Origin of the sequence: Paenibacillus sp. 598K (assembly GCF_003851045.1) — a bacterium.
Taxonomy (GTDB): Bacteria; Bacillota; Bacilli; order Paenibacillales; family Paenibacillaceae; genus Paenibacillus_D.
On record NZ_BFBX01000022.1, the window covers coordinates 5005 to 18869 of the forward strand.

Below are 13865 nucleotides of genomic sequence, written 5' to 3' on the forward strand. Positions count from 1 at the left end.
GGCGAGCGGCAGCCGCACCGCATAGCGTCGCTCCGCCTCCGTCCCGGGTCCCAGCGACAGCTCGCCTCGATGGAGTCTGGCCAGCAGACGACTGATCGCTATGCCGACGCTCTCTGCCTGTCCCTTGGCCGCGCTACCGGGACCCGAGGCGATGACAGTCAGGCGCACATCTCTATCCTCCTGCTCCGCGATCAGCCGGATCTCTCCTGCCGCCAGCTCCTGCATCGCCTCCTCGATCAGATGATAGACGATCTGCGTGACCCGGTCCTCATCGCCATATACCGAGTACCGGCCAGGCTCGATGCGATTGCAGAGCGCGATCTGGCCGTCCGCCTGCACCTGACGGAACACCTCGAGGACGACCTCCACCAGCCCGGCCAGCTCCAGCGGCTGGCGGCGGAGCGCCAGGCTGCCGTCCTTGATCCGCTCGTAGTCGAAGAGATCGTTCATGAGGAAAGCGAGGCGCTGCGTCGTATGCTCGACGAGCAGCATATCCTTGCGTTGCCGCTCCGCGAGCGGCCCGCTCGTCCCGCCGATTAGCGAGCGGATGAGATGCAGCATCGCCTGCAGCGGAGTTCGCAGCTCCTGAGAGGCCTGCCGCAGGAATTCATCCTTCTCCGCGCTCTGTTGCCGCAGCTCTACGGTGAGCTCGCGGATGCGATCCATCGCCTCCTTGCTCCGCGCGCCCAGGAACAGCCCTTGCGCGAGCAGGAACATGGCGATGCCATAAGGCTTTTGCCTGTATACCTCATGCATCAGCATCATATTGCCCGCATACCCAGCCGCGAATTGGATCGCTCCGAGCATCGCCACGAGCAGATAGACCGAGCCCGTCAGCCGTCTGGAGATCGCTCGGAACACTGCGTAGACCACATAGATGACCGCCAATAGCGCGAAGGCCAGCGCCGGATAGACGATGAGCGCCGAGCTTCGCTCGCCGACCAACAGCGACAAGACGGCCAGGACCGCAACTGCCGAGCCCGCCCATCGGAAGACGGCTCGGGATAACGAATCGGGGTGAATACAATGAAAGTAACCGATCATCGCCAGCAAGGCCAGCAGCGGAGCAAACATCTGGATCTGGTAAAGCGTTCCGTAGGACAAGGAGGGGATATAGGTGTAGAGGAGCTTCTCGCCATGCGCAGTGACATGGACGGCAGCGAGAAGGCAGAACGACGCCAGCCAAAAAAACGCCGGCTCCTTGCGGCTCTGCATACCAAGCGAGGCATAATAGACGCCGCTAATCACCAGGCTGACCATCACCGCGACATCGTAGCGGCCGTAGGTTGCCGCCTGGCCGGCAACAGCCTCTGCGCTGCCCAGCAGCAGCGGCTCGGCGATGCCCGTCAGCCAGTTGCGGTAATTGGCGATATGGACGACCAGTTCGACCGTACCGCCAGCGCTTTGAAGGGTCGCCGTATACGGCTTGGCATGGGAGACGGTCGACTCGGACATATCGCCCGGCTCGCCCCGCCCGCCTGCCGATTCGCCGTCCGCGAACAGCTGGCTGGCCGACCGGATATCGCCCACCCGCAAGCCATAATCCTGATCCGAGGCAGGCAGCACCAGGCGAAGCGCATACGTACCGTAGCCGAGTCGCTCCTCGCGATCCGCCCGCAACAGCCCGCTCCAGGCGGACGGCACCGAGATGTAGCGCTCTGCCGGCTGATGGGCGACATCTCCGAGCTCCCCCGGCGGCACGAATGCATCCCGGACCAGCACCCACTCGCCGGTCAGTCGATACACAGTCTCGTCATCGAAGGCACAGGCGCTATAGTCCGCCACGCCAGGCTCATACCGTATGCACGCCTCCGGCGCATCCGCAGTGAGGAACGGCGAGACGACAAAGCCCAGCCATAAGGCGATCATAATCAGAAACAGCACTCGTTTGAATATCATCCGGAATCTCCTGTGTGTTGCTTGGTATATACACTATTCGCGATCTTTCGACAAAGCCCTTCAAGCTGCTACAGGAGCTTAGTATACAGCGATCCGCTAAACAGCCACTGAACAAACTGGAACGATAAGGAAGCTGCCCGCCGCCTATGCACAGGCCTTGCGCACCTGGCTGCCACAGGATCGGATATGGTAGGATAGGAGGGCAAGCCCATACTAGATCAAGGGAGCGATAAGCATGTCCAAGCCACCGGAATATTCGGGCTCTGGAGCCCCGATCCTGCGCCACGAGGACATCGAGCGGGACTGGAGACCGGCGACGCACGCCGAGGACGAATGGCTGGAGCGAATCGAGGCTCACGCCGACCGATATCTGGGCGAAGCCCAGTCGGTGTTCCATGAGCTGCTGTCGGATACGGTACATATCGACGTGCATGTGGTCCGTCCGACGCCGGAGCGCAATTATTATACATTGTACACGACAGGTATGAGCGCCTTGCCGATGCATACGCCGGAGGACGCGACGGATTATGCCTATGCGGAGCTGATGATCAGTCTGCCACCGGACTGGCCGCTGCTTGACGAGCAGCTGGAGGAGAGCGATTATTACTGGCCGATCGGCTGGCTCAAGACGCTCGCCCGGCTGCCGCATGATTACAACACCTGGCTCGGCTGGGGCCATACGATCCCGCATGGCGATCCGGCGATGCCGATCGCGGAGCATACGGACATGTGCGCCTTCATGATCCTGCCGCCGCTGCAGGTGGACGAGGACTACTTGACGCTCGAGATGGAGGATGGACGACAAGTCCACTTCTACGCCGTCCTCCCCATCTACCTCGAGGAGCTGGAGTACAAGCTGGAGCATGGCATGGACGCGCTGCTGGACAAGTTCGAGGAATATGAGGTGGACGAGATATTCGATCCGAATCGGGTCAATACTTGCGAGGACGCGTAACGCTCCGGCTGGAGCGCGTAACGCCCCCGGCCAGCGCCCGAACGGCATAGCGGACGCCTCGCCATGTCAGTGCCAGGCATGGCGGCATCCTCGCCATGTCAGCATAAGCTTCCAAACAATAAAGGCTCGCATAGCTTGGGGAGGTATCGCTCCCCGGCTATGCGAGCCTTTTTATGCTCTTATTTTAACGCGCGTCCGATCCCGAAGGTCCGAACTGCTCGTGCAGCGATGCGGACAGCTCGTGGAGGCGGACGATCTCTGTATTCACTTCCTCGTAAGCGTGCATCTGCGCTTCGCTCAGCTGCACCAGCTGCTCGACCGCAGCCGCCCCCTCCTGCGTAACGCCCGTAATCTGGCCGGCCTCCTCCGAGATATGGAGCGAAGCCTCGTCGATCTGCGCGATCGAGCTGCCCAGCTCCTGCACCGATTGGAGCATCGCTGCGAGGTCCTGGCTCATCTGCCTGAAGTCCTCTACCGCCTCCGTCGTCCGGGTCACCGCTTGCTCGATCACCTGACGACTGGCTGCGCTCCGCTCGACAGAGGCGTTGCTCGCCTGCTCGATGGACGACAGGATCGTTTGGACCGCTTCCGTCGCCTCATGACTCCTCTCCGCCAGCTTGCGGATTTCGCTTGCGACCACGCCGAAGCTTTTGCCCTGCTCGCCCGCCCGGGCGGCCTCGATCGCCGCATTGAGCGCGATCAGATTCGTCTGATCCGCAACCTCCCGGACGGTAACCAGGATACGCTCGACTTGCCGGATCGCGTCATGCAAGGTCGATATTTGTCCCTCCACCGACCGCATCTCCTCGCGCGCCGCTCCGATCTGCTCCGCCAGGGCCCCCATCCCCTGCTCGCTGCTCCGGATGGATAGGGATGTCTGGTTGGCTAGACCGATGATCGCTTGCGAGGCGTCTGCGGTGCTGCTGATCCGCTCGTGGATGCGCTGCAGGCTGCCTTCGATGTTCATGATCGACGTCGTCTGTGCCCCGATCCCCGAGGCCACTTCATGGAAGGATCGGCTCATTTCCGCATTCATGCCGATCGTCTGCCGCGAGCGCTCGCTGACCGTTACCGACGATTGCCCCAATTGATCGGATAACGTCTGGACGCGTGCGAGCAGCTGCGCCGCCTCGTGCTGCTTGGCTTCTTTTTGCTGCTCCAGCACTCCGGTGATTCGCCGCTTGGAGATGATCTGCAGCGTCGTCGCCCCCGAGGTCAACAGCAGGAAGATCGCATGGACCGCCAGCATGAGGAAGGAGTAGCTCTTCACGCCGAACACCAGCTCGGGGAACCAGAAAAAGCCTGCGAGATGCTGAATCGCAAACAATGCGGTCATCAGCAGCACCAAGCGTGTATTCTCGTAATATGCCACAAAAGCAACGACCATAAAGATCGAGAAATGAAACTCGACGCCACCGCCACCGCCGGCAATAATCGACATACTGCCCATCGTCAAAGCCAGCACCAGACATGCGGGAATCCATGGATGATCCTTGCCCCTCGCCACATACAGATACAGCCCGGCGATCAGCAATACTATCGGCGCTGCCAGAAAGACATTAAGCGCTAGCGGACTGGCCGAAGCCTGCTCCCCATGCATCGACACATGGTGCCCGACGAATACATGATAGACGCGTTGCAATACATGAACGAGGCCGCTTAACAGCACGATCCCCGCCGCCATCCACAGCATCAGCTTGTTTTTACTCTGAATCATGTTTCTCCTCCGTTGAATCGTAATCTTAATTATGAATATCTGAATAAATGCATATAAAGAGCAAAGAACAGCCTCCCGCCGTCCTTTTGCTCCCCGCGTGGATTATACCTGATGGACCTCTACAGAAACTGAACAAGGGGAGATAATGATAAAATATTACTATAAGCCAAACATTTGTATATGATTCTACGTCTATGTATGCGAGGGCTTCAAACCAGTCTAGTTGAATGGGAGGCATTGATTATGAAAATGAAACGCACAACGGTAACCGTCGTCGCAGCATCCGTCACCCTGGCCGCCGTCTTTTTTGCATTCATGACCTCTACCGACGCCAAGGACCCGGAGGAAAAAGACTTCCCTAATGACCTTGCGCCTGCCAGCACAATGGAAGAGCAGCTCCAGTGGAAAGAGGAGACGAGATTGTAAAGATCAGCCAGAACACGGGCATTTTATTGGACCAAACGGTGAGTTCGGTCGATCCGAAAACCTTCGACTTCCTGCAAAGCAGTATCAAGGGCGAATGGACGGGGGTAAAATAAGATTCGGGGCAAGAGAATTTCGAGGAATTGTAAGCGTATACAATTATTTAGCAATGTTACCAGAACACTTATTCACGGGAAATCGGCCTTGTGACATAACGTTCCTGCCGCGGACAAAGACCTGATAGACAAACAAATGTAAAAGTACCTTTATTCTCGGCGAATCTGGGTGGAAACAGGTAAATAAATGCAAATGTACACTTAATCGGAGTGAAACCCCCTCCTAATGTGCCATGTCGCAAAAATAACTGTACTTTTGCATTAAAATTCCGTTTTTATCCGCTTTGGAGCGAAATTAGAGGTATTTTTGCAGTTACGCGATGACAGGGGTCGCTTTAGGATTGCTTATAGGCGGGCCAGACGCGTATCGCGAATGAAGTTTGCGAGGAGCCTAAAGCGATGCCCGAGGCCACATCCCTCTATCGGATGTGGCCTGGACAATGTGAGCCTGCGCTGCTCGGTTAGCCGATCTGACCCCGTACCTTGTCAAGCTCGGTCTGGGGAGTGCTGGCGGGAGCGGAGCCGACAGGCAGCGGGATGCGGAACTGCGCAGCCTCGACCCATGCGCCGCTCGCAAAGTCTCGCCCCCGGACGAGGACGGCGTCGTCATAGATCTCGACATGATAGCCTTGGCTGCCCTGCACGTAGGCGGCATGTGCCGACAGTCTCGCCAGCGCGCGATCGATCTCTTCCGCATCAGCACCCGAATCGCCAGACTCGGCGACTGGATCGGACGAGTCTTCCTCTCCTCCACACTCGCCCGCTACCTGGGACGAGCCGACCTCTTCTCCGCACTCGGGGACTGCCTCGGGCGAGCCGTCTTCTTCTCCGCACTCGCCTACTACCTCAGCCTGCTCCGCCCCCGCCTCCACCACTGCATCGTCTACTGCATCGTCCACGACGTCCTGCCACAGATACGCGACCGAGGCGGCATTGAACAGATGCGGTCCCGCCTCGCCCAGACGATGCATCGTCCGCTCGCTCTCCAGCCGCCAGTGCGTATGACCGGTGAACAGGATCGCGTGCGGATGACACAGCAGCACAGCCCGCAGCGCCTCGTCCTGCTCGACGCCATGCCAGCCCTGCTCCTCCGTGGCGCCGGCTGTCGTATCCTTGATCGGCTGATGCAAGAAGACGAACGCCGGCCGCCCCGTAGCGGCGTCCTCCGCCAGCCTGGCATCGAGCCACCCGAGCTGCGTCTCGCTCAGATCGGCGTTCAGCTCCAGTCCCGTCTCCGTCCCCAGGAAGATGTAGTGGTACCCGTCGATCCAGTGGTCGTGATAGGTGCCCTGCATACCGGTAGCCTGCTCGTAATGGCCGATCCGGTAGGCCCACCTGCCCAGCGCGACATCGTGGTTGCCCACGGTGCAGCGGATCGCCGGCAGTTCCGGCTGGGCCGCGACGAGCCGTATCAGCGACTCGTACTCCTCCGCCAGACCATGATCGGTGATGTCGCCCGCGTGCATGATGCCGCTGCTGCCCTCCGCATACCCGCCGGTCCGAATATCTCCCAGCGCCTGCGCGAAATGGCGGTTGTACAGATGCGTGTCGTAATCCCGCAGGTGCGTATCCGTGATGACCTGGAAGCACGCACGCAGCGTCCCCTTCCCTTGCTCCTGATGCATAAGCCTATTCCTCCTCGTCCATTAGTAGTGCTGTCACAAGCCGATCTTCAATGCGACTTCGTACTCATACTGAGGCCGACGACGCCGATAATGATGACGCCGATCCATAGCATCGAGACAAGCGATAGCCGCTCGTCGAACAGCAAGACGCCAGCAATCGCGATCAGCGCGATGCCAACCCCGGACCAGGTAGCGTACGCGACGCTGACACTCATATAATTGAGCGCGAAGTTCAGCGAGGTGAAGCTGATGCCGTAGCAGATGAACATGGCGATCGACGGCCATAGCCGCGTGAAGCCGCCCGACAGCTTCATCGAGACGGTGCCCGACAGCTCCAGCAGGATCGCCACGCCGAGCAGCAGCCAGCCGATGCCCATCACCGGTTCCGCCTTCATACGACCAGACTGCCTGGCCGCAGCTCGGCGTAGCTGCGGATGATATGCGTAGCATCGGGGAAGGAAGCGCCCGAATCGGGTGACGCCCCGCCACCGCGCGCGGCCTCCTCTATCACGCCCTGCTCACGGTTCGCCACTCGCGCCGGAGCGCCTGACCCGCCAGGCGCGACATCCCCTGCGCTACGATGCTCCCCGCCTGCGCCCAAACTGCCTCCGCTTACGCCCAGACTGCCCCCGTCTGCTCCGAGAGCGTCCGTGCTGCCTTCTCCACTGTCCGCGCCCTGCTCCAGCGCGATCCGCACCGGAGCGCCTGCCGCCCGGCCCATCATCATGTCGCCGTTGGTGTCGCCGATGACCGCTACCCGCTCCGGCGAGACGCCGAGCTGGCGACAGGCGAGCAGCAGCAGATCGGGGAACGGCTTGCCCCACTCCGCCTGATCCGTGCCGACGACGACCGGGAATACCTCGCTTAGCCCAAGCCAGTCGAGATGCCGTACCGCCGCCTCCGTCTCGTCCGCCGTCACGACGGCCATCGGGATGCCCGCCTTGCGGCACTGCTCCAGCAGCGCCTCGGCCCCCGCGATGAGGCGGGCCGGGCGAGCCCGCTCCATCGCCTCGTCGGCGGCGAGGGCGCAGTCATAGACCAGCCTCTTCGCCTCGGCCCAGGACAGGCCCGCACGATAGCCCTCCCACGCCAGCAGCGTGTAGAGCTCGCCCATCGTGCCCATCGCCATCGGGCCCTGTCGGTCGTAGCCGATTATCTCGCCATCGTCATCCTGCACGAGCCCCCATAGCGTTGCGAGACGCTCCGCGCCGTTCGCCTTCCCCGCCTGCTTCATACGCTGATCGAACGCCTGTTGCATCAACTCGCTCCATGTCCCCCACATCGACATCATATCCAGCAACGTGCCGTCCTTGTCGAACACGATCGCATCGATGTCCAGACGTTGCCCGTTCACTGTAAGCTCGTACATGACCGCTCACTCCTCATCTTCACTGTGTCGCACCGCTTTCTCCTGCCTCATGTCCCATGCCTGTCTACCTCGCCCGCTACTTCACCTGATCGAGCGCCGCCTGCGCCGTCGCCTGGGCCTCGCGCAGCACCGTCTCGGCCGGGATATTCTCGATCTGCAGCTTGTCGGCTGCGATCGTCAACGCATCCGTGATCTTGCCTCCGGTCGGATCGATGAACGGCATCGACGCCTGCGAGGCTTGCAGCAGCGGCACCTTGCTCTGCGGGTTGGCTTCGCTGTAGGCCTTGAACTCCGGGTCCTCCAGCGCCGACTGGCGGACGGCGATATAGCCGGTGTTCATCGACCAGTACGCCGTGTTCTCCGGGCTGCTGAAGAACGTTAGCCATTGGTAGGCCGCTTGCTGTTGTTCTTCGCTGGCCTTGGCCGGAATCCCTGCCATCAACGCACTCGCCACCGGCTTGCCTGGGCCGACGCCCTCCCAGCCCGGTTGCACCATCGCGCCGAGCTGCTCGAAGTCGAGATCGCCCTGGTCGCCGCTGGAGCCGGTGTAGCCCGCCGCTTTGTTTTTCATCACATCGTCGATCGTCTTGTACCAGTACTCCCAGCCCTGTCCGCCATGGTGGATACGCATGATCTGATCCTCATGGATCCACTTGCGGAACGCCTCCCACGACTCGATCCACGCCGGCGAATCGATCGTCACTGTCTTGCCGTCCTCGCTCAGGAACGAGCCGCCCCGGCTCAGCGCCGCGTCGATCATATTGCCGCTCCCCCACATCGGCTCCCAGCCATAGAATACCGTCTTGCCGCCTTCCTTGACCGTCATCCGCTGGGCCGCATCCGCCAGCGCCTCCCACGTCATCAGCTCCTCCGGTTGTACGCCGATCTTGGCCAGCGCATCCTTGCGGTAATACATGACTTGGGTCGTGCCGTACATCGGCAGGAAATATTGCGCCCCATCCACCTGCCCTTGCTCCAGGAAAGCCGGTACGATATCCTCGCCGTTGAAGTCCGCATCCTGAGCGATCAGCTCGTCGAGCGACGCATAATAGCCCTTGCGCGCCCAGTCGGCGTTGGAGGCGAGAACCGCCGCAGGGACGCTGCCCGTGGCGATAGCGGCTTGCAGCTTCTGCTCCGTCTCGGTATAGTCGCCCTGGACGATGCCCTTGACGATGACCTCGTCCTGCGAAGCATTGAACTTGTCGATCAGTGTCTTCATATGGTCGCCGAGCTTGCCGCCGAGCCCATACCAGAACTCGATCGTTACCGGCTCCTTGGTTGCGTTCGCCGTCGTCTCTGCCGCTGTGCCGCTCGTGCTTCCAGACGCATCGCCGCTGGCCGGCGCTCCCGTATCTCCCGAGCCGCCGCCGCACGCGCTCAGCAGCAGCAGTCCGGCCGTCATCGCGGCAGCGATGCCTTTGTTGTTGATCTTCATCATCGTTAGTAAGCCTCCTGGATTCGTAGTGGTGGTGCAGCTCTGCGATTAGCCCTTGTTGGCGCCGGCAGACAGGTTGACGCTCTGCATGATGATCTTCTGCGTCATGAGGAACAGCAGCAGCAACGGCGCGATCGTAAACGCGCTGGCGGCCATGATGAGCGGCCACTTCAGCCCGTATGCACCCCCTTCCACGAAAAAGCTGCGCAGGCCGGCCGAGACGAGCTGCAGGTCGGGGTCCTTGGTGATCAGCATCGGCCAGAAGTAATTGTTGTATTGTTCAATGAACGTGATCAGTACCAGCACGGCAAAGGAAGCGCGCGTCAGCGGCACGATAATCGTCCACAGAATACGAAATTGGGAAGCGCCGTCGACCGTGCCTGCCTCGACCAGCTCATGCGATACCTGCAGGAAGGCCTGGCGGATCAGGAAGATCGCAAAGACGCTGACGCAGTTGGAGAGGATCAGCCCGGCGTAGCTGTCGAGCAGCCCCAGATGGGACAGGATGACGTAGCCTGGCAGATACACCGCCGTCGTCGGCACCATGTAGCTGATCAGGATGAGCCACGTCATCGCCCCCTTCAGCCGGAACGGCATATGCGTCAGGGCGTAAGCCATCAGCGCCGAGTTACACACCTGGAAGAGCGCGATCGCAGCGGCGACGAAGATACTGTTCAGCATATAGCGGCCAAACGGCGCGCTCTGCCACGCTTCGACAAAGTTGCTCCAGCGCAGCTGCTCCGGCCAGAGCGTCGGCGGCACCTGCCAGATCTCGTCGTTGGTCTTCAGACCATTGGTGATCATCCAGTAGAACGGAAAGGCCATCAGCGCGCACATCAACACCAGCAGCAGATGCCGGATCAGCGGGCCAAACGCCCGACTCGAGGTTGTCATCGGATGGAGCCCTCCTTAGGAATAGTGAACCGTACGTCTGCTGACGAGGAACGAGATGACCGACAACAGCGCGCAGCCGAGCACGAGCACGACCGCTACCGAGGAGGCCTCGCCGATCCGGAAGCCTTCGAACGCCGACTGATAATACAGATACAGCAGCGTCCGCGTCGAGCCCGACGGCCCGCCCTGCGTCATGACGTTGATCTGGTCATAGGCTTGCAGCGACGAGATGATCAGCACGATCGTCAGGAAAAAAGTCGTCGGCGAGATGAGCGGCAGCGTGATTCGGCTAAATTGCTGCCAGCTCCCGGCACCGTCGATGCGAGCCGCCTCCTGGATCTCTCGCGGCACATTGTGCAGCGCCACCAGGAAAAACACCATCGACCAGCCGACCGACTTCCACACAGTGACGATCAGGATCGCGACCAGCGCCCAGTCCGGGTCCTTGAGCCAGCCGAGACCTTCGCCGCCGAGCATGCGGAGGATGCTGTTAGCCAGTCCGCTCTCCGGCTCGAAGATCCAGGACCAGACGATCGAGACCGCCACCGTCGGCGTCACCCACGGCGAGAAGAGGAGCGCCCGATAGGCGCCGCCGCCCTTCACCGCCCGCTTCATGAGCAGCGCCAGCGCCAGGCCGCCGATCAGCGTCGGCAGCACATTGCCCAGCGCGAACAGGAGCGTCACCTTAAGCGAGCTATAGAAGGCCGGATTGGCGAGCAGCGCCGAATAGTTGGCCAGACCGACGAAGGGCTTGTAGTCCGCCATGAAGTCCCAGTCCGTAAAGCTGAGGTAGAACGCATAGCCAAGCGGGATCAGCCAGAAGACGGCCAGCGGCAGCAGCGCCGGCATTGTGAACAGCAGCGCTTTGGCGTCTTGGACGAGCTTGTTGGTCTGCATGAATTTCTGCACATCCATTCAATAAAAATTGAACGATGGATATTATTAGTGATATTATAGCTCATATCTCCATTCGTTCAAATATAATTGTACATCCATATTTATGTCCAATGGTTATCGCAGCGTAAACCGGATGCTAAGATCATGTAAATACGCGGCGCTTGCGGAAAGTGCTGAAGCCGAGTATAACATCACGTATAATGGGAACTAGATCAATACGATGAGGCGGTGACGGGATGAGGCAGGAATCGGAGCAGAGACAAAGCAGGAATGACAGCGAGAATAGACGCAAGTCTCGACGCGTTAGCGCAAGCCCGGATGAAGTCGAGGCGAAGAGCGGAGAGCACAAGCAGCAGACGGAGGCCGTAACGATGTCAGCGGCGGATGCCCCGCGCATGCAGGCGCGACGCAAGGTCATCGATGCCATCGCCGACACGATGGACCTGTACGGGGCGACGCATTCGTTTGGCCAGTTGTACGGCGTGATGTATTTCGAGGATCGACCGATGACGCTCGAAGAGATGAAGACCCATATGAATATGAGCAAGAGCAATATGAGCTATGCGGTTCGTTCTTTGTTGGAGTCGCGGATGGTAACCAAGCTGGAGGAGAAGCGAGAGCGACAGGACTTGTACCGGGCGGAGACCGACTTTTTCCAGGCGTTCCGCAATTTTTTTACGGTCAAGCTGCAACGGGAGGTCGATGTCATGCGCGGTGCGATCGAGGAAGCGATCCCGGAGCTGACCGAGACGATCCTGGCCCGAGAGACGACGGACGACGAACGCGCGCTGGCACTGCAGGATCTGCACAAGCTGCGGGATGGCCTGCGTTACTACGAGTGGCTGCAACAATTTGTGGCGCGCCTGGAGGCAGGGGAGTTTTTTGAGACGCCTCGCTAGCGATGAGGTCGAGGGCAAGCGTTAGCGTAACTGCCCCGTTACATCCCCTGTCGTGCTGGCGGTCGGGGCTCTTGGTTATCTCCTCTGCGCCGAGTAGCCGGCCTCCTGCCCATGTACCTCCACAACGGTCCCCGCTCCTTCTTCGCCGTAAGCCAGCCGTATGCCTACTGCTGTAAGCAAGCTCATCAACAGCACACAGACTAACAAGATCGCGCCAAATTCATACCAACGTATCGCGGCAGGTCCACGTTGCGCCGACCGCAACTCATCCGCGCGCCCATGAGGGTATACCATACTCGATCCGCTCCTTTCTTTACCTGCCCTTAGTCTACACTACGGTTCTCAACAACCAATGAACAAGATTGGAATCGCCTGTCAAATAGAGAAAAGCCGCCCCCGCCCAGCAAGGCAGAAGCGGCTGCAACGATGAGCGTTATTGGATTTCTACGCCTGCGCTGGCGTAACCGGTTATTGAGTTTACCAGGCTTAATCCGGTCGATGTAGCGGAGTAAACGAGCAACAGTCGGCTGCCTGCAGTGACTGGGATATACAAGCCGCTCGTTGTGCCATAGGAGGTCGTACCGATCGATGTTACTCCCGTTAAAGGAGGAGAAAGAGTGACAGACGTTACAGACGTAAACGAATTCGAACCCTCAAGGGCTATGTACAACTGAGCCTTGATGTCCACCGTAGTTCCAACCAACGATAAAGCCGCCGTTGTGCTAAAAAATGCAGATATGGAGGTAATCGTGCCGTTCCTTGGCATAACGGAGGCGAAGTTTAGCATGGTATCGCCAGAGCCCGTTAAGTCTATGATTCCCCCATACTGTGGCACTCCGCTGACCGAATTACCGAAGCCGAGCAGCGCCGATGTACTCGACAACCCTCCCGCAATCGTTGTTACCACTATCGGCTGACCCGAAGCATAAGGAATAATCGTGCCCTGCGAGCTGGAGCCGCTATTGCCGTCAGCGCCTTTGGCAGCTATCACAATATAGTCAGACGACGTGTCCGGCGTGCCGTTTGGCGGCGCTGTATTCACTTGATAAGTGCTGCCGCTATAGGTGACGATTTGCCCGACCGCATAGGTTGGCGCAACCGCCGGGTCAAATGCTATCGCAGGCCCCATCGTGCCTGCCGGACCTTGTGGGCCTTGTGGGCCTTCCGGGCCTTGCGGACCCACTGGGCCTTCTGTACCTTGTGCACCCGTGGCACCTTGCACGCCAGCAGGGCCCTGCGCACCGGTTGGACCTGCCGGGCCTGTCGCACCGACCGCCGCAACCAACAGGTAGTCCAGCGATGTGTCCGGCACCCCTGTAGGCGAGCTAACAAGCGTCGCATAGGTGCTGCCCTGGTACGTCACGATTTGATAAGCCCCGTAGGTTGGAGCAACTGCTGGATCGAAGGCAACGACGCCTGTCAGCGAGCCATCCTCGCCTTTGTCACCTTTATCGCCTTTATCCCCCTTGTCGCCCTTGTCACCTTTGTCGCCCTTGTCGCCTTGAGCTCCCTGAGCGCCTGCCGGACCTTGCGCTCCCGTATCGCCCTTCGCTCCTGGAGTGCCCGCCGGACCCTGCGCTCCCGTGTCGCCTTTCGCCCCTTGCGCGCCAGAAGGACCTTGCGCTCCTGTATCGCC

The 13865-nt window shown here is 60.1% G+C and carries 12 protein-coding genes; 3 read left to right on the plus strand and 9 right to left on the minus strand.

Annotated elements, in window-relative coordinates; translation table 11 throughout:
- Positions 1-1899: sensor histidine kinase (locus PA598K_RS36045; protein ID WP_185601738.1), on the minus strand; the 1899-nt coding region annotated here is incomplete at its 3' end.
- Positions 1900-2134: 235 nt separating this feature from the next.
- Here PA598K_RS36045 and PA598K_RS08870 point away from each other — a divergent pair.
- Positions 2135-2854: a suppressor of fused domain protein gene (locus tag PA598K_RS08870; protein ID WP_128656610.1), complete on the plus strand. Its 720-nt coding sequence runs from the start codon at positions 2135-2137 to the stop codon at positions 2852-2854.
- Positions 2855-3038: 184 nt separating this feature from the next.
- On the opposite strand, the gene PA598K_RS08875 is transcribed toward PA598K_RS08870, so the two are convergent.
- Positions 3039-4571, minus strand: a complete 1533-nt coding sequence (locus tag PA598K_RS08875; protein ID WP_128656611.1) for a methyl-accepting chemotaxis protein — start codon at positions 4569-4571, stop codon at positions 3039-3041.
- Between the two features lie 243 nt (positions 4572-4814).
- Here PA598K_RS08875 and PA598K_RS08880 point away from each other — a divergent pair, with 243 nt between their 5' ends.
- Positions 4815-4997, plus strand: coding sequence for a hypothetical protein (locus tag PA598K_RS08880; RefSeq protein WP_128656612.1), 183 nt, complete (start codon positions 4815-4817; stop codon positions 4995-4997).
- A 574-nt stretch (positions 4998-5571) separates the two neighbouring features.
- On the opposite strand, the gene PA598K_RS37850 is transcribed toward PA598K_RS08880, so the two are convergent.
- From PA598K_RS37850 to PA598K_RS08915, 6 genes are all read right to left on the minus strand, one after another.
- Positions 5572-6735, minus strand: a complete 1164-nt coding sequence (locus PA598K_RS37850; RefSeq protein WP_260405328.1) for a metallophosphoesterase family protein — start codon at positions 6733-6735, stop codon at positions 5572-5574.
- 47 nt (positions 6736-6782) lie between these two features.
- Positions 6783-7130 carry a DMT family transporter gene (locus PA598K_RS08895; protein WP_128656613.1) on the minus strand — a complete coding sequence of 116 codons (348 nt, stop codon included), beginning with the start codon at positions 7128-7130 and terminating at the stop codon, positions 6783-6785.
- Entirely contained in the window at positions 7127-8104 is a 978-nt protein-coding gene (locus tag PA598K_RS08900; RefSeq protein WP_128656614.1) for an HAD family hydrolase, read from the minus strand. The genes PA598K_RS08895 and PA598K_RS08900 overlap by 4 nt, the downstream gene beginning before the upstream one ends.
- Before the next feature lie 76 nt (positions 8105-8180).
- Complete coding sequence (locus PA598K_RS08905) at positions 8181-9542, minus strand: ABC transporter substrate-binding protein (RefSeq protein WP_260405329.1); 1362 nt, start codon at positions 9540-9542, stop codon at positions 8181-8183.
- 45 nt (positions 9543-9587) lie between these two features.
- Entirely contained in the window at positions 9588-10433 is an 846-nt protein-coding gene (locus PA598K_RS08910) for a carbohydrate ABC transporter permease (RefSeq protein ID WP_128656615.1), read from the minus strand.
- A gap of 15 nt (positions 10434-10448) precedes the next feature.
- A complete protein-coding gene (locus tag PA598K_RS08915; RefSeq protein ID WP_128656616.1) occupies positions 10449-11330 on the minus strand; it encodes a carbohydrate ABC transporter permease in 882 nt (293 codons plus the stop codon).
- 371 nt (positions 11331-11701) lie between these two features.
- On the opposite strand from PA598K_RS08915, the gene PA598K_RS08920 reads away from it, so the two are divergent.
- A complete protein-coding gene (locus PA598K_RS08920) occupies positions 11702-12229 on the plus strand; it encodes a GbsR/MarR family transcriptional regulator (RefSeq protein WP_128656657.1) in 528 nt (175 codons plus the stop codon).
- 433 nt (positions 12230-12662) lie between these two features.
- On the opposite strand, the gene PA598K_RS36050 is transcribed toward PA598K_RS08920, so the two are convergent.
- A partial coding sequence (locus PA598K_RS36050; RefSeq protein ID WP_305779551.1) for an exosporium glycoprotein BclB-related protein occupies positions 12663-13865 on the minus strand: 1203 nt, incomplete at its 5' end.

Excerpts from the sequence above, each read along its gene's own strand:
- PA598K_RS08910 (WP_128656615.1), bottom strand. The coding sequence starts at position 10,433 with ATGACAACCTCGAGTCGGGCGTTTGGCCCGCTGATCCGGCATCTGCTG.
- PA598K_RS08875 (WP_128656611.1), bottom strand. The coding sequence starts at position 4,571 with ATGATTCAGAGTAAAAACAAGCTGATGCTGTGGATGGCGGCGGGGATC.
- PA598K_RS08905 (WP_260405329.1), bottom strand. The coding sequence starts at position 9,542 with ATGATGAAGATCAACAACAAAGGCATCGCTGCCGCGATGACGGCCGGA.
- PA598K_RS08870 (WP_128656610.1), top strand. The coding sequence starts at position 2,135 with ATGTCCAAGCCACCGGAATATTCGGGCTCTGGAGCCCCGATCCTGCGC.
- PA598K_RS08920 (WP_128656657.1), top strand. The coding sequence starts at position 11,702 with ATGTCAGCGGCGGATGCCCCGCGCATGCAGGCGCGACGCAAGGTCATC.
- PA598K_RS08900 (WP_128656614.1), bottom strand. The coding sequence starts at position 8,104 with ATGTACGAGCTTACAGTGAACGGGCAACGTCTGGACATCGATGCGATC.
- PA598K_RS08915 (WP_128656616.1), bottom strand. The coding sequence starts at position 11,330 with ATGCAGACCAACAAGCTCGTCCAAGACGCCAAAGCGCTGCTGTTCACA.
- PA598K_RS08895 (WP_128656613.1), bottom strand. The coding sequence starts at position 7,130 with ATGAAGGCGGAACCGGTGATGGGCATCGGCTGGCTGCTGCTCGGCGTG.
- PA598K_RS08880 (WP_128656612.1), top strand. The coding sequence starts at position 4,815 with ATGAAAATGAAACGCACAACGGTAACCGTCGTCGCAGCATCCGTCACC.
- PA598K_RS37850 (WP_260405328.1), bottom strand. The coding sequence starts at position 6,735 with ATGCATCAGGAGCAAGGGAAGGGGACGCTGCGTGCGTGCTTCCAGGTC.